Here is a 19124-nt window from a genome sequence, read left to right on the forward strand (position 1 = left end):
ATGCGCTTGAAGGACAAGGTTGCGGTCGTCGTGGGCGCCGGGCAAAGCCCCGGCGAAGGCATGGGCAACGGCCGCGCCACGGCGCTGACCTTCGCGCGCGAGGGCGCCAGGGTGCTGTGCGTCGATCATCATCTGGAATCGGCACAGGAAACCGCCGCCATGATCGCGGCGAAGCATGGCACCGCCGCGGCGTTCAAGGCCGACGTCACAAAGTCCGCCGACATCAAGGCGATGGTCGCGGAGGCGCAGGCGCGCTGGGGCCGGATCGACGTGTTGCACAACAATGTCGGCGTCAGCCTGTCCGGCGGCGACGCCGAGCTGCTGCAAATCACCGAGGAGGCCTTCGACCGCGTCGTTGCCATCAATCTGAAGAGCTGCATTCTGGCCGCGAAAGAGGTGATCCCGATCATGCGCGCGCAAGGAAGCGGTGTGATCATCAACATCTCCTCGATGGCGGCGATCACGACCTACCCTTACGTCGCCTACAAGGCGACGAAGTCGGCGATGATCGCTTTCACCGAACAGCTCGCCTACCAGAACGCAGAATACGGCATCCGCGCCAACGTCATCCTGCCGGGCCTCATGAACACACCGATGGCGGTCGACACCCGCGCCCGCGAATGGCACAAGACCCGCGCCGAAGTCGAAGCCGAGCGCGACAGCAAGGTGCCGCTGCGCAAGAAGATGGGCACGGGATGGGACGTCGCAAATGCCGCGCTGTTCCTGGCCTCGGACGAGGCGAATTTCATCACGGGTGTGACGTTGCCGGTGGATGGCGGGGCGAGTGTGCGACGGGGGTGAGCGCCGCAAGCGCAGTGCGTTTTCCCTTCTCCCCTTGCGGGAGAAGGTGGCGTAGGCGGCCTTCGGCCGCCGTTCTTAAGAACGCCGAAGCAAAGCTTCGGCTATGGCGCCGGATGAGGGGTTTCTCTCCGCACACGCAGACGAGTTCGCCGATAGAACCCCTCACCCGTCTCGCCGCTATGCGGCGAGCCACCCTCTCCCGCAAGGGGCGAGGGTACAGCTTCATCGCGGCGCGCTCGTCACCCGCCAGATCGTCCCGTTGCCATCCTCCGACACCAGCAGCGCGCCGTCTTTCGCCACGGCAACACCGACCGGCCGGCCCCACACCTCGGTGTCGCTCACCACGAATCCCGTGACAAAATCCTCGTACTCGCCGGTCGGCTTGCCATCCTTCATCCGGATACGGATCACTTTGTAGCCGGTGCGCTTCGACCGGTTCCAGGAGCCGTGCTCGGCCGCGAAAGCATCGCCCTGGTACTCGGACGGAAACTGCGTGCCCTGATAGAAGGTCATGCCGAGCGAGGCCGAGTGCGGCTGCACCAGCACGTCGGGCACCGTCACCTTGTCCTTGAGGTCCGGCCGCGCGCCGGCGTGGCGGGGGTCTTCGTTGCCGCCGATATAGAACCATGGCCAGCCGTAGAACGCGCCCTCCTTCATGCTCGTCACATAGTCAGGCACGAGATCGTCGCCGAGGCCGTCGCGCTCGTTGGTCGAGCACCAGGGCAGCCCGGTCTGCGGCTGGATCGCAAGACCGACACAGTTGCGGATGCCGGTGGCGTAGATCTTGCGCTCCTTGCCCTCGGGGGTAAAGGCGAGCACCGTGGCGCGCTCGGTCTCGCTCGCCCAGGCCGCACCGAGCGGCTGCGCTTTCGACCAGGCTTCCACTCCGCCCGGCGGTGTGCCCATGCCCTCGGCGACGTTGCTGAGCGAACCGACCGACACCAGCATGCGCCTGTTGTCGGGCGTGAAGACGATGTCGCGGGTGGAATGACCGCCGTCATGCGGCAGGCTCGCGACGATCGTCTCCGCCTTGCCACGCGCCTTGAGATCGCCGGCCTGATAGGGAAAGCGGACGACGCTGTCGGTGTTGGCGACATAGACCCACTGCGGATTGTCGCCGTTTGGGAAGAAGGCGATGCCGAACGGCTGCCGGAGCCCGCTGGCGAAGACCTCATTGGTCGCGGCTTTGCCGCCTTCGCCGGCGCGCAACACGCGGATGGTGCCCGCGCGCGTCTCGGCGACGAAGGCATCGCCATTCGGCGCCACGCGCACGATGCGCGGGGCGCGCAGGCCCTCTGCGAACAGCTCGATCTTGAAACCGGCCGGGACCTGAAGCGCCCCTTCCGGCGGGCGCGGCACCACGCGCGACGAACTCGCAACCGACCGCGTGGCGCCGGGCCTGACCAGATCCTGCGGCCGGATCAACCTGACCGTGCCGGGCTTGTCGGCCTGCCAATCGCCGTAGGCGTCCTTGCCCTGCAGCACCGGCTCCGCCTGGGCGCAGCTCGCGACTGCGACCAGCCACCCCGTGGACATCGCCACGAACGAAATCCTGTTCCTCAAATCGTTTCCTCCCGGCCGTCGCGTCTGGCGCATCAACGCCGATCGACGCGCAAACGTTCTGCGACAGGTCAGATGCCTGCCGAATCCCACGTCAGCTCATGCCCGCACGATGTGCATCAGCCGCAGCCCATCGTACTGGAAAATGCGGCTGATCGGTGCGACACATTGTAAGGGCAAGGTAAGGGCAAGGCCGCCGGTTGCGGTCATCAAGGCTGCGGCATTGGGGCTGCATCTGTTGGGGTGATCATGTGGGGATCCATCATATCGGAATGGGCGAGCCTGCTGCTCCGCTGGCTGCACGTGGTCGCCGCCATCGCCTGGATCGGCAGTTCCTTCTATTTCATCGCCCTCGACCTCAGCCTCAGGCCTGACAGCGAGCTGCCGGAGGGCGTGCAAGGCGAGGCCTGGCAGGTCCATGGCGGCGGCTTCTACCGGATCATGAAATATCTGGTCGCGCCCGCCCAGATGCCGGACGAGCTGACCTGGTTCAAATGGGAGGCCTACACCACCTGGCTGTCCGGCTTCGCGCTGATGGTGGTGGTGTATTATCTCGAGGCCGATCTGTTCCTGGTCGACAAGTCGATCCTCGACCTCACGCCATTCCAGGCCGGCCTGTTCAGCCTCTGCAGCCTCGCACTGGCGTGGCTGCTCTATGAAGGCGCCTGCCGTACCGGGCTGGCGCAGCGCGAGCTGCCCTTCGCGATCGGCGGCTATCTGTTCCTGGTCGCCCTCACCTACGCCTTCACCCACGTGCTGAGCGGGCGCGGCGCCTTCAACCAGATCGGTGCGATCATCGGCACCATCATGGTCGCCAACGTCTTCGCGCTGATCATCCCGAACCAGAAGAAGATCACAGCCGCCCTGATCGCAGGGCAGGCGCCCGATCCAAAGCTCGGCAAGACCAGCAAGGAGCGCTCGGTCCACAACAACTATCTGACGCTGCCTGTCGTCGTGCTGATGATTAGCAACCACTATCCCCTGCTCTACGCCACCCGCTTCAACTGGATCATCGTCGCCATCATCCTGGCGCTCGGTCCCGTGATCCGTCATTTCTTCAACGAGGGTCATGCCGGACGCAGATCGCCGTGGTGGGTGTGGGGTGTCGCAGCGGTCGGCGTGATCGCAATCCTGTTCCTCTCGGCGGCCGGTCCGCGCGAGGTCAAGACAAGCGCGCTGTCGGCGCAGCCGACGCTTGCCAATGTCGAGGAGATCGTGATGTCCCGCTGCAGCATGTGCCACGCCGCCGAGCCGGTCTGGGCCGGCATCGTCACCGCGCCGAAGGGCATATTGCTCGACGCGCCCGAGCACATCCATCGCAACATCCGCCTGATCGGCCGCGTCGCCGCCTGGTCGAATGCAATGCCGCCGGGCAACATCACCGAGATGACCAGCGAGGAGCGCGCCATCCTCGCCGCCTATATCGAGCAGGCGCGCTGACGCCATCGCGCGTCGGTATCGCGTTTCGCGGAATGAATTTTCCGCATGTCCCGCCGATTTGAAAATGACTTGACCGCCTATCCGGCGTAGACAGGACTGGCGGCCGCCAGCGGCGGTCCAGTCAGTTTGCATGCGGGGAAAGAACAGTGGCACTCAAGAACGTCATCGGTATCGACCACGCCGTGGTTATGGTTCAGGACCTCGACAAAGCCGCCGAGAACTACCGGCAGCTCGGCTTCACCATCTCGCCGCGCGGCACCCACAGCGCGCATATGGGCACCGGCAACTACACCATCATGTTCGACCCGGACTATATGGAGCTGCTCGGCGTGCTCGCCGCGACCGAGCACAACGCGCCGGCGCGTGCCTTCCTCGACCAGCGCGGCGAAGGCATCGAGCGCATCGCCTTCACCGCGGTCGATTCCACCGCCGGCGCGGAGGAAATCCGCGCGCGCGGTCTGGAGCCGATCGGCCCGACCGATTTCGAACGGCCCGTGACACTGCCTGATGGCACGATCTCGGCGGCGAAATTCCGCACCTTCATGTGGCCGACCGCGGAAGCGCCCGGCGGCGTGCGCATTTTCGCCTGCCAGCACAAGACGCGCGACACCGTGTGGATTCCCGAGCTGATGAAGCACGCCAATGCGGCCAAGCGGATCAAGCAGACATTGATAGCGACGCCCGAGCCCGCAAAGGAAGCTGCACATCTGGGGCGGCTGATCGACCGCGAGCCGAAGGCCGAGGCCGACGGCGCGGTGACCGTGGCCTCCGGTGGCGATCGTGCCGACTTCGTCTATTTGACGCTGGAGCAGCTTGGCAAACGCTATCCCGGCGTGCCGCTCGCGGGTCTTTCCGAACGCGGAGGCGCCGCCCTGGCGCTCGTGAGCGGCGATCTCGCGGCCACCGAGAAGGCGCTTGGTTCGGCAGCGGTGCGCAGCGGGCCTGCGATCTGCGTGCCGCCGGCCAAGGCGAACGGCACCCTGCTCGCCTTTGTTGCCGGCTGATTTGAACTAATTCTTTAACAAGCGTTTTACCGGGCCGCCCTAGGCTTCTGGGCTACCCGCGCCTTCAGGGGCCAAGCGCATGTTTAAAGAGAAATCGCCGATCGCCTATGACGCGCCGGCCGAACTGAAAAAGTGGCCGTCGCTGAAAGGCGAGAGGCAGAAGGATCGCGGTCCGCCCTATCTCGTCTACAACGGCACGCTCGCCGACTGCGTCCGCGAGCTCATGGGCAAGCCGATCAAGGGTATCTCGCTCTACGATATCATGACGAGGCCGCAAGCAGCGTTCGACCAGACCGTGCTATCTCCCGGCGATGCCGCCGAGATCGCGATGCGCAAGGACTTTCCCAAAGATTAGTTCGAGGCGCGCCTGCCGCCGGACTTTCCCTGCTGCCTGGCTGAGGAGTCCGTCGGCGCATCCAGGAAGACCACCGGCGTGCCGCGCTTGACGTGCTCGCCCAGCGCGCGCACGTCCCAATTGGTCAGCCTGACGCAGCCATGCGACGCGGACTTGCTGACCCTGTCGGGCTCCGCCGTTCCGTGGATGCCGTAACCCTGGGCGGACAAGCCGATCCAGTATGCTCCCACCGGATTGTTCGGGCCCGGCTGAACATCGAACGGCCTTTTCGATTTGACGCTTCTGAACTTGTAGTCGGGGTTGTAGTGATAGACCGGACTCTCGTGAGTGCTGGTGACCTTGAGCGTACCGCTCGGCGTCGGACGATCCGGACTTCCGATTGACGCGGGATAGAATGCGATCAGGGTGCCGCCCCCGTCGAATGCTTTCAGCGTGCCGTTCTTCTTGTCGATCTCGAGCCGCGCAACGGCTGGAAGCTCGCTTCGTGCAGAGACGTTCGCAACGGTAATCGTCTCTCTAACCTTGTCGAAGGACTTGCCGGGATTGAGCGTCCGAAGCAGGTCTCCGCTCATGTGGAATTTCTCGGCAAGCCCTTCGAGCGGACTGGTGTAGCTCAGCGCCTTGAGCGGTTTCATGTCATCGAGCTTGCCGGGCAGCTCCTTTAGAAACGGCCCTTTCACATCTGCGTCCGTGATCTTGTATTCGACGAGGACGGCGCCTTCGCTCGCGGCATTCAACTTATCCCAAAGCTCCGGTCCGATCGCTTTGTCGGATGCGACGCCGTTCTGCTCAGCGAATGCCTTCAGCGCCTTCTGCGCGTTCTCGCCGAGCTTGCCGTCGATCTCCCCGGGCGAGAACCGGGCACGGTCGAGCAGAATCTGAAGCTTCACGATCGATGCGTTGAGCTTGTCGCCAGCAATTTGCTTTGCGGGACGCGCAGCGTCGTTTACCGCTGCTGCATCGAGATTGCCGGCAAGCGCCGGAGAGATCATCGACAGCGAAATCACCGCGCCAAGCATCCACCGCATCATCTCGCTCGTCCCAATTCGCATGCCCGCAAAATCGCGGAGAAGGGAGTTTCCCGTCGGGAACACCGTAGTAACACCGGCGGAACCGACGAGACCGCAGCTTTGCCGCAATCGCTCGGTTAATAACTCCTTATCGCCGGCGCACCGCTGGCCGTTCACCCACAGTTCGAGGTTGCTCCAGCAAATGCGATTTGTCGTCGCGGCTTGCGCCGCGTTCATGATTCTGATGTGCGACTTCGATCCGTCGGCGTCCCGCCAAACATCAGCTTTCGATCACACCGTTCTTCAAAACACTCAGGCCGCGCCACTTGTTCCGGTGGTCGAGCTGTTCCTTGCAAGCGTGCAGGCCCTCGAGCTTGCCAATGCGCGTGCGGCCTATGAGGGGACACCCGAGCCGCCGGATACGGTCGAAGCCGTCGCGCAGGCGCCGGTTTCGCCGACGGAGCGCTTCTGCCACGCGCTTCGTGGCGCTGCCGAAGCCAGCGGCATTCCCGTGCCGTTCTTCGCGCGTTTGATCTGGCAGGAGAGCCGCTTCAAGTCCAACGAGGTCAGCCAGGCCGGCGCGCAAGGCGTCGCACAGTTCATGCCGGAAACGGCAGCCGAGGTCGGGCTGGATGATCCGTTCGATGCGATGAAGGCGCTGCCGGCATCGGCCAAATTCCTGCGCAAGCTGCGCGACGATTTCGGCAATCTCGGACTTGCTGCAGCCGCCTACAACGCAGGTCCCGGCCGGATCCAGAAATGGCTTGCCAAAGAGAGCGAGCTGCCGCGTGAGACACGCGACTATGTCCGCATCATCACCGGCACCAAGGCCGAGGACTGGACCGAGCGCGCCGAAGCCCTCGCGATCCGGATCGACCTGCCGCGCGAAGCTCCCTGCGAAGGCATCGGCAGCCTGTCCAAGACGAAAGACGTCGCATGGGTTCCGGTGAACCTGACGCCGTCGGTCACGACCATCATTCGCAGGGCAGAACAACTGGCGGCGCGATTGAGCGCCAGCCACGCACGCAAGCGGCTCGCGTCCCTGATCCGAAAGAGCAATCCGGGCAAGGCACGCAGCATGATCGCCGCGCGCGCGGCGGGAAAGAGCGGGAAGGCCCGCGCCATCCGTTTTGCAGCGCGCGAACGATCTTCAGGCTGATGCGCAAATCCGGAAGCCGCTCGATGGAGCGGCTTCCGATGGTCCGTGGACTAGTCGATCTCCTCGATGATGCGGCGTTCGCGGGGCTCGATGACATAGGTCCGCGTATCGCGGTGAATGTAGCGGTACTCGCGCAGGTCGGGCGCGTCCCGGTAGACGGTGCTCGGGAATTCCTCCACCTCGACACTCTCGGGAACGCGGTCGCCGACATGGATCTCGGACCGCGCAGTGCTGCCGGTGGTCTGTCGTTCGCTCCGTCCCTCCGTGCGGGTCTTCGCATGCTTGCGAATCACTTCGCGATCGCGATCCGAAAACTTGCTGGCGCTGCGCTCGCGCGTCGTCGTTGTCGCTGTGGATTGTCCCGAGTACGGCAGCACGGTGACGATTTTGTATGTCGCCGGATCGACCACGACGATCTCATCCTTCACCAGCGCAAAGCTGTAGCCGCGATATTGCGGCACGATCTCGACCACGTCGGGTGGCAGCGTCGACAGCTGGACATCGCGCGGCACGACCGTGCCGACGTTGAGGGAGAAATTGACGCTGGTCAGCGGCCGCACGTTGAGGTGGGAGATGGACGAGCTGATCTTGGTCTCCTGCTGCTTGTTGAGGTTGACGTCAGTGCGGGCGGCGGCCTGTGAATTGGCGCCGGTGCGCTGGTCTTGCGCCTGATTGCTGCTCGGCGTGTTTGGCGATTGCTGGGCCTGGTTGGTGCCAGATGAACCAGGCGCCTGCTGCGCCTGATTGGTATTGTTCGACGGAGGGTTGGAGCGATCCTGCGCCTGGTTCGAGTTCGCCGCCGGCGGATTTGCGCTCTGCTGCGAGGCGGGCTGGTTGCCGGCTGTGTTCGAATTTGACGTACCGCTGGGCGGCCGGGAGGACGTGTCCGCGCTGTTGGTAGCGTTGGTCCCGGAGCCGGAATTGGCCGACCCGGAAGGCGGAGTCGTCGCCTGGGTATTCTGTGTCGACGCTGCCGGCGTTGATGATTGCTGCGGCTGCGATGGCGACTGCTGCGTTTGTGCCGCGCCAGACGGCGACGTGTTGGACGGAGCTGTGGAATTGGACTGGGATTGCGGCGTCTGCTCGGACTTGGTGTTGGTGCTGGGCGATTGCGCAAAGGCGGCGTTCGCCAGCACCAGCCCTAAGGCGGTCGTTGCCAACAGGCGGATCATGGTTCACTCCCTTGTTCGGTTAAAGCGTTGGCTATTAACCTGCGCTAAAACCGTCTGTTCCACTTTTTCCCGAGCGAATGCGCCTGCACGGAACCTGCGATGCCATCGAAAAGCGCCGGGATCATTGCCTATCGGAAACATGGGGAAATCGAGGTCCTGCTCGTTCATCCCGGAGGGCCGTTCTGGCGCAACAAGGACCTCGGCGCCTGGTCGATCCCGAAGGGCGAGTACGCGGACGGAGAAGACGCAGACATCGCCGCGCGGCGGGAGTTTGCCGAGGAGCTTGGATTTGAGCTGTCGACGCCGCTGACTTCGCTTGGTCAGGTCAAGCAGCGCGGGGGCAAGGTCGTCACCGCCTTCGCGGCCGAGTTCGACCTCGACGTGCGCAGCATTCGCAGCAACACTTTCGAGATGGAATGGCCGCCGCGCAGCGGCAAACGCCAGACCTTCCCGGAGGTCGATCGTGCGGAATGGTTCACCCTCGAAGCAGCGCACGAGAAGATCAACGCAGGACAGCGCCCGCTGCTCGACCGGCTGGCTCAGGTGGTCGGCATCACGCCAAGCAGACGCCCTACTCCGCCTTGATGTTCGCGGCCGCCACGACTTCGGCCAGCTCCCTGATCTCCTTCGCGATCTTGGCGGTGTACTCAGCCGGACTGAGCACGCTAACGACGCCCTGCGTCTCCAGCCGCTCCCGTAACACGGGATCGTTGGCGGCGCCGACGATCTCCCGGTGCAGCATCTCGAGCGTCGGCGCGGGCGTTGCCTTCGGCATGAAGAAGCCGACCCAGAACGAGATGTCGAAACCGGGATAGCCGGCTTCCGCGACGGTCGGCACATCCGGCAGCGCCGGCAGCCGCTCGGCCGAGGACACCGCGAGCGCGCGCAGCTTGCCGGCCTTCACCAGCGGCACGGCGGACAAGGGATCGAACACCGCCAGCACCTCCTGCGCGAGGATGCCGACCTCGGACGCAGCACCACCGCGATAAGGCACGTGGATCATCTTGACGCCGGCCTTCTGGCTGAGCAGCTCCATGGCGAGATGGGCGAGGTTGCCGTTGCCGCCCGACCCGTAGGCAAGCGCGCCGGGCGCAGCCTTTGCCGCGGCAATGAGATCGGCGACGGTGTTGATGTTGGCCGTCTTGGGATTCTCCGGGTTGACCACGAGCACGAGCGGCGCCGACACGACGGTGGTCAGCGGCGCGAAGTCTTTTTCCGGGTCGTAGCGGATGTCCTTGAAGAGCGTCTTGTTGAGCGTGATGGTGGAGGAGTTGCAGGCCAGCATGGTGTAGCCGTCGCCTTCCGCACGCGCGACGCCTTCGGCGGCGATCATGCCGTTGGCGCCGGCGCGGTTCTCGACCACGAAGGCTTGTCCGAGCTTGTTGCTCAGCCGATCGGCGACGATGCGTGCGACGACGTCGACCGGGCCGCCCGCGCTGAAGCCGACCATGATCTTGACCGGCCGCACCGGATATTTTTGCGCGAAGGCCTCCGTCGTCACGCACAATCCGGCGAGGATCGCCAGCAGGCGAAGCGTTCGTTGCATTCGTTTTCTCCCCAGACGCATCGCCGCTTTGTCATAACGCGGCGGATTCGCAGATCATGATGAGCGGGCGCGCCGGATTTCGCAATCGCGTTTGCGCGCCGGCATTCCGTCGCGCGGCAGGTCAGGGCCGCTCCGAAACAAAAATGCGAAAACAACCCCATGCACAGTAGCCGGCGCTTGCGAGATCAAGCACTTGCACGAACGCGGATTGGCACGAACGAGGATTGCGCGCTTCGTAATGCCGTTTGACTCGTCGGGCAAAACACTGGCAGAATGCCATCATCGCAACAGTCGCCAGCGTCCACGCCACCCGACCACGGGGGGCTCGCGGTGATTGCGCGTAAGCCCTTCATCGACATCTCAAAAATCCCACAGGCGCGCGAGCCGAGCGATTGATTTCGCGCGCAATGAGCCCGCGCGAGCAAAGGACACAGCACATGACAACATCGGCCAAACGCCACAACACGCTGCCGGTTGCGGCAAACGATCGCAGCGGCCCCGCCGCGAGCCCGCGGATCAAGCTCTACAAGCGGGGGATTGCGATCCTCCATGCCGACCCCCAAGCCGGCGAACGGTTGCTGGCTGAGGCGCTCGGCGCCGCTGACCGCGACGCGCTGCATGGTCTTCTCAAGCAATTGGTGAAGGCCAGCATGACCGGACGGAAGCCCGATGAAGCCAATCTCGCCTTCATGATCTCGCTGGTGAAGAGCATCGCGCCGAAGGATTCGATCGAGGCCATGCTCGCGGTGCAGATGGTGTCCGTTCAAGCGGCGGCGATGCGCGCTGCCTGCCGCCTCGCCCTCACCGATGACATTCCGCAGCAGGAGAGCCTCACACGCGCGCTGACCCGGCTGGCCCGCTCCTTCGCAAGCCAGATCGAGGCTCTCAGCCGCCACCGCAACAACGGGGAGCGTGCGATCACGGTCCGGAATTTGTCGGTGCAGGATGGCGGCAGGGCAATCGTGGGCAACGTGACCCAGCACGCGAGCTTGATCGTGTCGGAGCCGGGCGCCAAAGCAACGACGGATGCAGAGATGGCTCAGGCCAAGGCCGGCGAAGGGCACCCCCGACACATCGACGCAGAACAGGCTGCCATCGCATGAGCGGCGACCACATTCGCAACACGCGTGCGATGTGGACGAGCCCGCGCTGTGGCGCCGAAACGCGAAACGGCTCCGCCTGCCGCGCGCCGGCGCTGCACGGCAAGACGCGCTGCCGCATGCACGGCGGCGCACGGAGATCGGGCGCGCCGAAAGGAAATCAGAATGCGCGAACGCATGGCGCTTTCACGCGTGATGCGGTCGCTGAACGAACGCAGGACCAGGCCGTGCTGGATGATGCGTTGAAGCTCCTTGCGGAGCTGTCGCGAGTTGCCGAATAGACGTTGCGGCGACCAGCGTAGATCGCAATTGTTGTTGACGATACTGTTGCTGAGACCCGCAACAGATGCTCTGCAGACTTGCATCGCGGGTCATTTCCATAAGTCTGTGATGGCTTTGGTCGGCTGCGCCGTCTTGGTCGGACAAGCTCGGCGCCAGCCTGGAGGTCGGCCAAGGGGCAAGCTAGGCAAAGAAGCAGCTGCACTGACCTTTAGTTGAAGCGTTGTCGTGTTTGAACCTTCGCTCGAATTGCCGGACTCACGTCAGTGGGCGATGGGAATGAACTGCCCCATCACAGCATCGAGCGATTGTAGCTATCGTCACTCGTCAGCGGCAGTTGCAACGGACTCGGTTTCCGGGTTGCCAGCCTAAGCCGCACCAAGCCAGCGGATCGGCCGGCGAATATCGCGGAGGCAAACAGATGTTTCCAGCGAAACTTGCGGCATCGTTGCTGGGTTCAGCGTTGCTACTGACGCCGGTCCTTGCACGCGACGATGGCCGATACGACCACTCTCCGCTGAAGTCGTGGTTTGAAAGCTTGCAGAGCGAATTTGGAAAGTGCTGTACCGATGCCGACGGATACATCGTGTCCGATGCCGATTGGGAGTCCAGTCGGGGCCGTTACCGCGTCCTCATCGACGGCGAATGGGTGCTCGTACCTGACGCTGCGGTTGTCACAGAACCAAACCTCTTCGGCCGTACAATGGTCTGGAGGCATTACATAGACGGCCATCCGCGCGTCCGATGCTTCATGCCTGGCATCATGACTTGACTTCACTTTCAATGTGCTCGGCTTCGGATCATTCGCGTCGATTTGCCGCGTATTCTCGATGTCCGCTATGGCCCTAGCTGGCGGCGTGCCGGACACTTCGCCTTCAGGCCACAAGCAGACATCGGCACCTGATCGATCGCCTCGCTAGCAGCAGGAACGACCCGAGCGCGTCGTTGACGATGTAAAGTGCATCCGCGCGACCGGCGACGGTGAAGCCCCGCTCGCCCGCGGGTGCGGCAACTCCTGCTAACCACTCAACGGACATTCACTGGTGCCGGCGCCCGCTCGGCGTCGGCGGTCGCGGTGCCCATGTATTTCGATTGGAAATGAGCAACCCGCTCGCGCCACATGCCGACGAACGCCTCCGACGTCAGCTTCTCCACGGATTTCCACGCCTCTTTGACGGCCGGAAGCGTATTGCCCCAGATCGCGCGCCTGCACCATTTTTCGCCCTTCTCCCTGCCTTCGCCGGTGGCGCACATCGATTTCCAGGCGATGCGATTGGGTTGGCTGAGGTGCTCCGCGGCGCCTTCCCAGCCCTGCTGATGGATCAGGTAAAGATCGTTCAAGTCCGGCTTCCTGCGCGTCACCCACTGGAATAGAATGCCTTCCGTGATGACCTTGTAGGCTGCCGCAACGGCATTATCGCGGGGATTAAGAATGTCTCCGGAGCCGAATTTTCTGAACTCGTATTTGCTCAGCTGGAACAGCCCGATATACGACCCGGTGCGCTGCTTGGGATCGAAACCGGACTCGACCTTGGCCACGGCCTTCATGAAATTGAAATCCAGACCGAAAGCGTCGGACGCGCGCTTGATCTCTTCCACCGGCGTTCCGACCGGGATGTCCTTGAACGAACGCAAGACGATCGCCGCCGGCTTCTCGGCAGGCGGCAGTTCGGACCAGACATAACAAATGAGATACCGGAAATCCTGCGGCCCCGTGCTGGAGGCACCGCCGGATGCACCGCACGTGGTCGGCGCCGGCTGGGCGACATCGTGGTGGCCCAAGTCCACCGAGCCCTGCACAGGCGGTAAGTCCTGCACAGGCGGTAAGTCCTGCACAGGCGGTAAATCGGCCGACAGCGTTTGCGACGGATCGGGCAACGCGGCTAGGACGATCGATTCCGATTTGTCCGAGGCCGCCGTCGTGTCGGTGGCCGTCACCGCCGCGGGCTCAGCGGCCGTCGCCACCTCGGCGCTAGCGACAGCGGCGTTCGCGGGTCCGGTGTTGCCCATTGCGATTGCTTGCGGTTCATCCGGGAGCCTCGCGGTGGCGGCGAGAGATGCTGCGCGGTCCTGGACTGTCACTGCGCGGGCGTTCTCGGAGCCGGCCGGACCCAAGCCAGCCAGCCAGCCAACGATCCACCCCGCGAGAACGACCGTTCCGCAAAACGTCGGCACCACTATCGCAAATCGCCGCGGGTTCATGATGCCGTCGCCCCCATAGGCTCCACCGGAGCCGTGTAGAAAAGCCAAGCATGCGAAGAGGCTCATTCTTGGAATCAATGTGGGCCGCGCAATGGCGCGAACGGCCGCTCGTCAATTTTTCCGAAGCGTGTTGCCCGATTGCAACGCGTCGATCACAAGCAATCGCGCCCGTCTCAGCGGCAACTCTCACGGTAATTGTGAGTACGGTCCAATTTTCGACCCACTGCGACCAGATTTGGAGGAGAGGCTTGGTGCGCTGTCAGGATGACGCATCAGGCTTCGGCTTCGCGCATCGTCTCGAAACGATGGAATCGCGCCTATGGGGCCGGGCGATGCTCGTTAAGGAATTACCAGCAATGCAGCGCGCGATAACAACCGCTGTACTCGCCATTTTCATGCTCCCTGCGGGGATCGCACACGCTCAATTTCTGCTTGGACCCCAACACACGCTCTGGCGAAGCCAATACGCTCCGTACAAAGACAAGCACCACCACCGGCAGACAAACTCTCAAACGGCGAAGAACGTTCGGCCCGAGCCCCTTCCGAAGGGCCCGCTCCAGATCATCATCTCGATAGCAGACCAACGGGTCTCGCTTTTTGACAATGGGGCCCTGATTGCACGCTCTTCGGTGTCCACGGGAATGGAGGGGCATCCGACGCCCCTCGGCGTGTTCAGCGTCATCAGCAAAGAACGATGGCACCGTTCAAATATTTATAGCGCCGCCCCCATGCCCTACATGCAACGCATCACCTGGTCAGGGATCGCGTTGCACGCCGGTGTCGTGCCTGGGCATCCAGCTTCACACGGCTGCATCCGTTTGAAGAATGATTTTGCCGTTCGACTCTGGCATCTCACGAAGCGCGGCACCCGCGTGATCATTGCGCATGGTGATGTCCAGCCGGTCGAGATAGCCAATCCGCATCTATTTCAGCCGAAAGCCGCGTCCGGTTCGTCCGAATTCCAGAGTGCCACCGTCGCAACCAAGAGCATCGATGCAGCCGCGGCAACGCAGCGATCACTGGTGTCAAACGCCGAGACTGCAGAAGCCGCCAGTCTCCAGGAGCCCGGCTCGGCTCCCGCTGCAAGCGTGCCTAAAAAGATCATCCCGATCTCCATCTTCGTCAGTCGCAAGTTGAGCAAGCTGTTCGTGCGTCAGGGCTTCACGCCGCTGTTTGATGTCCCGGTCAAGATCGAAAATCCGGAGGAGCCGCTGGGAACGCACGTGTTTACCGCGATGGAATTCCAGAACGAGGGAACGGCTATTCGCTGGAGCGTCGTGTCGATTCCAGAGGAATTGCCCCGTATGTCCGAAGCTGCCACGAAACGGCGAGAAGCGCCCGCGAAGCAAACCGCGCCGGGACCGTTACCCGACAACGCCAACGCTGCGCTCAACCGTATCGAAATGCCCCAGGATACGGTTGAGAAGATCTCTGAACTCCTGACGCCGGCTTCTTCGTTGATTGTTTCCGACAACGGAATTAGCCAGGAGACGGGAAAAGACACGGATTTCATCGTGGTAACGCATTGACGCGGCGGCGCAACCCACTAACACACGATGCCGCTGCGCAACCGGGTGGAATTGTCCGACCGCAATTCTGGTGCAACTTGATTTCCGCACCTGAGCCAAAGCGGCGCGAGGTCCGCTAAGGGTCAAATGCGAAGAACTCAACCTGAGCAAATCTGGTCCGCCATGCCTCGGTGAGCGGACGTCGCGGAGGGCTGCCGCCACTTCCCCGATGGGCCAACAAGAGATATCCGAACACCCCGATCTTGGTCCCGTGAGGGCTACATTCCCCTGGTTATCCCGTCGACCTTTGTCCGATTTCAATTTAAGATAGCATCCAAAGGCAGTGATCTGGAGGGCTGGATGCGGACCAAAATAATGGTACTTGCGGTGCTGGCCGCAAGCCTAAGCGATTGCATTTCGTTCCCTGCTCTGGCTGATGACCAGAACATTCAGGACGTACCATGGCCCACGAAATCCTGGCAGACTTCGAGCCCGGAACAACAGGGGATAGATTCGGCCAGCCTAGCTCGGCTGATTGAGCTTGTCGGCTCCTACAAACAAGACAGCCTTACGATCATTCGTCACGGAAGGATCGTGGCAGACGCCTACTATGCTCCCTATCTTCCAGACATCAGTCATGATCTGAGGTCGGTCACAAAGAGCGTAGTGAGCACTTTAACCGCCATTCTGCTGAAAAATGGCAGTCTTGATAGCGTCGATCATCCAGTGGTCGATTTATTTTCAGATAGGCAAATTCAGGATGTAGACGCCAAGAAGAAGGAGATCACCGTCCAAAATCTTCTCGACATGAATTCGGGCATCGATTGGGTCGAGAAACTTTACACCCCTGAAGAGACGATCATGAAGATGTACCAGAGCGCCAACCGTACGACCTTCGTGCTGAACCAAGCCATGTCGGACGCGCCTGGCTCTCGTTTTTACTACAATAGCGGAAATCCCTATCTGCTTTCGGCGCTCATCACCAAAATAACCGGACAAAGCGCTTTTGAATATGCAAAGAAGGAATTGTTCGGGCCGCTTGGGATCAAGAGCGCCAAATGGGGAAACGTGGACGCGCAAGGCGTAACGGACGGCGAAGCTGGGCTGTCCCTATCACCTCATGACATGGCCAGGATCGGCTATCTCTACCTTCACGACGGACAATGGGAGGGACGGCAAATCATCCCGTCGTCATGGGTGGAAAGGGCCAAATCCGGACCGGTCGTGGCGACGTTTGGATTCCACTATGGAAATCTTTGGTGGTCGTATCCCGAAAAGGGCGCCTATATGGCGCGCGGCCGTCATTCGCAGCTCATCCTGGTCATTCCGAAATTCGATATTGTGGTCGCGATGACCGGCTTTCTGAATGACAACGAATACTATTCAGCTTCGGGATTGGTCGACGACATTTCCAGCGCGGTCAAATCCGACCGGCCACTGCCCGAAAATCCCTTCGCACAGGCTTTATTGGTGAAGGCCATACAACGAGCTGCGGAGCAAAAGCCTTACGTCATCGCCCAGGTGCCTGAGTTAGCCAAGGCTATTTCCGGCAAGCCCTACAGTTTCCTCGACAACAAGCTGCGGGTGAAGAGCTTCACGCTTAACTTTTACGAATCCGACTCCTCTTGGGTGATTACGACCTATGGTGACAAGGGCCCCAACCGGTTTACGGGGTTGGTAGGGCTGGATGGCTCTTATCGCAGGAGTCCTCCGGCTCCCTATGGCATCAATGCGGCGAGAGGACGCTGGACCAGCGAACATACGTTTGTGATGGAGCGTCGGATTTTGGGCCACAGCGAGACCCAGACCTGGGCGCTGACTTTCGACGGCGACAAAGTAACTGTGAACTTCGAAAACACCGACGGATTAAAGGCAGAGTTACGGGGCGAGCAAAGCGAATGAGGTGTAGCCGACCCGAATGCTCGCTTCGGGTCAAAATGCGAATAACTTGATGTGACAAATCTAGTCCGCCATGCCTCGGTGAGCGGACCTCGTGGAGCGATGCTGCCACTTCGCCGAAGGGGCCACAAGCTGACATCGAGCGCATGGCGTTTTACTTTCCGCCCCAGCAAACGCAGACGAATGCGGAAACGGCTCCGGGCAAGCATCCGAGAAAAATGGGAGGGCTACGAAAGCCGAAGGAAAGCGGCACAAAGTAAAGGAGGCTGACCGAGAGCAAACCTCCCAAGAATAAGCAAGCGACACTCCTCAACCAGAGCGGAAGTGATCGATTGATCATCTCTCGATCCAGGCAAAAGACGAGAACGGCAAGAGGAAGTCCAAACAGGTAGATAAATGGCAAGCCTACGATCGTGCCAAGAAATAGTAAGCCGGGCTGTCCGAGCACCGCGCACAGCACGACCCAGCCAATGAGGGGCGCCGCCAGCGCGAAGATATACTGTCTGCGGACTTGAGCAGCGTCCATCAGCCAGCACGAGGCGGTTCGTGGATATTCTCTCGGCGACGCTGGCGACGAATGGCGCGGATACACTCGAAGCCGACGTAACCGAGCATCAAGAGAACAATCAGAGCGGGGACGAACTTGCTGGGGTGAAGCGCAAGCTCGTGAATGAACACATGGAAAGTGAACCAGAGCGCAAACGACGTGTCGTCAACTATCATCATGTCGTGTTCGTCCGGAATCAGAGCCGACGCGTCTTATGGTTGCATGAGAGCGACGCGTCAATCAGCCGCTCCGCCAGATACTCAATTTTCGATGAACACGGCCGTCAGCTATGGGTCACAAGCTGAACTGGTGCATTGAAAGCCAGGGGCCCGCTTCATGTCGAAAAGCGGACGTCGGGTGTTTGAGTCTGCGGGTATGATTAGGGACAGGATTTGAGCCTACGACCTCATGATCATTAGCCTAACGAGAGCGCGGCCAACCTAGTCGCGGTCGACCGCTGCGTGCCCAGCTAACACCGCCACGCAAGCCGACCAGCGCCACATCCGGCGCCGGCCGTCTCCCGCCTGCTACTGCGACCGGTCCGAGGTCCAGCCCTTGTAGTCTTTGACATTGTCGCGCGTCACGAGTTTGGACGGCAGCAACTCGACGGTGGACGCCGGCTTCTGGCCGTTGAGGATGTTGACGCCGACCTGCACGGCGCGGCGGGCCATGAAGAACGGGTCCTGCGAGGCGGAGGCCTGGATCTGCTGCGCCTGCGGGTCCTTCAGGGCGGCTTCGATATCGGGTGCGCCGTCGACCGCGGTGATGATAATGCCGGTGCGCTGCTGCTGGCGCGCCGCAAGGTCGGTGCCGATCGCCTGCGGATCATTGATGGCGAAGATGGCGTCGATCTTGGCGAAGCGGGTCAGATAGCCCTGCGCCACCGTGAGGCCGCCTTCGCGCGAGCCCTTGCCGTCCTGGTCGTTGGACAGGACCTTGATGCCGGGATTCTTGCCGAGCACGTTCTTGCAGCCGACGACGCGGTCGATCACCGCGGAGACCTGCGGGCCGTTCTCGATGATGACGTCGCCTTTGCCGCCCAGCTTGTCGACGATGTACTGGCAGGAGATCTCGCCGGCCTGGACGTTGTTGGTGGTCACCGTGGCGTCGGCGCCTTCGGCCGCGGTATCGACGGCGACGACGACGATGCCGGCGGCCTGCGCCTTCTTGATCGCAGGGCCGACCGCCTTGGGATCGCCGGGATTGAGCAGGATCAGGTCGACGCCGGCGGCAATGAAATTGTCGATCTGGGTGACCTGCTTGCCGAGATCATATTCGAAGCCGACGGTGGTGATCTTCACATTGGGGTTGGTTTTCTTGGCCTCGAACTCGGCGCCCTTCGACAACGCGACGAAGAACGGATTGCCGAGCGAGCCCAGCGAAACGCCGATCGACTTGAGCTCCTTGGCACCGGACGGCGCAGAGCTCAGGACGAGCGCCATCGCGGCGCCGGCAAACGAGATCGACTTCAACATTGGCTTCCTCCCTGGTCTGTTTGAAGCTCCGGCGCGGCGACCAGTTGCCGTGACGGAATGAACATGA

At 62.1% G+C, this 19124-nt stretch carries 18 protein-coding genes; 12 read left to right on the top strand and 6 right to left on the bottom strand.

Annotated features, from left to right (window positions below):
• The gene (locus tag AC0L20_RS14240; RefSeq protein ID WP_473289020.1) at positions 1-801 is read left to right on the top strand and encodes an SDR family NAD(P)-dependent oxidoreductase; all 801 of its coding nucleotides are present in this window, start codon (positions 1-3) and stop codon (positions 799-801) included.
• 222 nt (positions 802-1023) lie between these two features.
• Here the strand turns inward: AC0L20_RS14240 and AC0L20_RS14245 are convergent, their stop codons facing one another.
• A complete protein-coding gene (locus AC0L20_RS14245; protein ID WP_473289064.1) occupies positions 1024-2337 on the bottom strand; it encodes a PQQ-dependent sugar dehydrogenase in 1314 nt (437 codons plus the stop codon).
• A 273-nt stretch (positions 2338-2610) separates the two neighbouring features.
• Here AC0L20_RS14245 and AC0L20_RS14250 point away from each other — a divergent pair, with 273 nt between their 5' ends.
• From AC0L20_RS14250 to AC0L20_RS14260, 3 genes are all read left to right on the top strand, one after another.
• Complete coding sequence (locus tag AC0L20_RS14250; protein ID WP_473289021.1) at positions 2611-3801, top strand: urate hydroxylase PuuD; 1191 nt, start codon at positions 2611-2613, stop codon at positions 3799-3801.
• 146 nt (positions 3802-3947) lie between these two features.
• On the top strand, positions 3948-4805 hold the full coding sequence (locus AC0L20_RS14255; protein WP_473289022.1) for a VOC family protein: 858 nt from the start codon (positions 3948-3950) through the stop codon (positions 4803-4805).
• A gap of 79 nt (positions 4806-4884) precedes the next feature.
• Positions 4885-5160: a hypothetical protein gene (locus AC0L20_RS14260; RefSeq protein WP_027516602.1), complete on the top strand. Its 276-nt coding sequence runs from the start codon at positions 4885-4887 to the stop codon at positions 5158-5160.
• Here AC0L20_RS14260 and AC0L20_RS14265 read toward each other — a convergent pair.
• Entirely contained in the window at positions 5157-6191 is a 1035-nt protein-coding gene (locus AC0L20_RS14265; RefSeq protein ID WP_473289023.1) for a L,D-transpeptidase family protein, read from the bottom strand. The genes AC0L20_RS14260 and AC0L20_RS14265 overlap by 4 nt on opposite strands.
• A gap of 181 nt (positions 6192-6372) precedes the next feature.
• On the opposite strand from AC0L20_RS14265, the gene AC0L20_RS14270 reads away from it, so the two are divergent.
• Complete coding sequence (locus AC0L20_RS14270; RefSeq protein ID WP_473289024.1) at positions 6373-7329, top strand: lytic transglycosylase domain-containing protein; 957 nt, start codon at positions 6373-6375, stop codon at positions 7327-7329.
• Between the two features lie 50 nt (positions 7330-7379).
• On the opposite strand, the gene AC0L20_RS14275 is transcribed toward AC0L20_RS14270, so the two are convergent.
• Positions 7380-8501, bottom strand: a complete 1122-nt coding sequence (locus AC0L20_RS14275) for a DUF1236 domain-containing protein (protein ID WP_473289025.1) — start codon at positions 8499-8501, stop codon at positions 7380-7382.
• A 99-nt stretch (positions 8502-8600) separates the two neighbouring features.
• On the opposite strand from AC0L20_RS14275, the gene AC0L20_RS14280 reads away from it, so the two are divergent.
• The gene (locus AC0L20_RS14280) at positions 8601-9086 is read left to right on the top strand and encodes an NUDIX hydrolase (protein ID WP_473289026.1); all 486 of its coding nucleotides are present in this window, start codon (positions 8601-8603) and stop codon (positions 9084-9086) included.
• On the opposite strand, the gene AC0L20_RS14285 is transcribed toward AC0L20_RS14280, so the two are convergent.
• A complete protein-coding gene (locus tag AC0L20_RS14285; protein WP_473289027.1) occupies positions 9073-10047 on the bottom strand; it encodes a Bug family tripartite tricarboxylate transporter substrate binding protein in 975 nt (324 codons plus the stop codon). The two genes, AC0L20_RS14280 and AC0L20_RS14285, sit on opposite strands and share 14 nt — an antisense overlap.
• Positions 10048-10484: 437 nt before the next feature.
• Here AC0L20_RS14285 and AC0L20_RS14290 point away from each other — a divergent pair, with 437 nt between their 5' ends.
• From AC0L20_RS14290 to AC0L20_RS14300, 3 genes are all read left to right on the top strand, one after another.
• Positions 10485-11150, top strand: a complete 666-nt coding sequence (locus AC0L20_RS14290) for a hypothetical protein (protein ID WP_473289028.1) — start codon at positions 10485-10487, stop codon at positions 11148-11150.
• Positions 11147-11428, top strand: a complete 282-nt coding sequence (locus AC0L20_RS14295; protein ID WP_473289029.1) for an HGGxSTG domain-containing protein — start codon at positions 11147-11149, stop codon at positions 11426-11428. Before AC0L20_RS14290 ends, AC0L20_RS14295 begins: the two co-directional genes overlap by 4 nt.
• Before the next feature lie 419 nt (positions 11429-11847).
• Positions 11848-12198, top strand: a complete 351-nt coding sequence (locus AC0L20_RS14300; protein WP_456765449.1) for a hypothetical protein — start codon at positions 11848-11850, stop codon at positions 12196-12198.
• Between the two features lie 254 nt (positions 12199-12452).
• Here the strand turns inward: AC0L20_RS14300 and AC0L20_RS14305 are convergent, their stop codons facing one another.
• Positions 12453-13436, bottom strand: coding sequence for a transglycosylase SLT domain-containing protein (locus AC0L20_RS14305; RefSeq protein WP_473289030.1), 984 nt, complete (start codon positions 13434-13436; stop codon positions 12453-12455).
• Between the two features lie 443 nt (positions 13437-13879).
• Between AC0L20_RS14305 and AC0L20_RS14310 the strand changes: the two genes are divergently transcribed.
• The 3 genes from AC0L20_RS14310 (at position 13880) to AC0L20_RS14320 (ending at position 17887) form a co-directional block, all read left to right on the top strand.
• Positions 13880-15157, top strand: a complete 1278-nt coding sequence (locus tag AC0L20_RS14310) for a L,D-transpeptidase (RefSeq protein WP_473289065.1) — start codon at positions 13880-13882, stop codon at positions 15155-15157.
• A 339-nt stretch (positions 15158-15496) separates the two neighbouring features.
• The gene (locus tag AC0L20_RS14315) at positions 15497-17038 is read left to right on the top strand and encodes a serine hydrolase domain-containing protein (RefSeq protein WP_473289031.1); all 1542 of its coding nucleotides are present in this window, start codon (positions 15497-15499) and stop codon (positions 17036-17038) included.
• Positions 17039-17581: 543 nt separating this feature from the next.
• On the top strand, positions 17582-17887 hold the full coding sequence (locus AC0L20_RS14320) for a hypothetical protein (RefSeq protein WP_473289032.1): 306 nt from the start codon (positions 17582-17584) through the stop codon (positions 17885-17887).
• A gap of 222 nt (positions 17888-18109) precedes the next feature.
• Here AC0L20_RS14320 and AC0L20_RS14325 read toward each other — a convergent pair whose 3' ends face one another.
• Positions 18110-19057, bottom strand: a complete 948-nt coding sequence (locus AC0L20_RS14325; RefSeq protein WP_473289033.1) for an ABC transporter substrate-binding protein — start codon at positions 19055-19057, stop codon at positions 18110-18112.
• Between the last annotated feature and the right edge of the window lie 67 nt (positions 19058-19124).

The organism is Bradyrhizobium sp. Kon58, assembly GCF_055807455.1.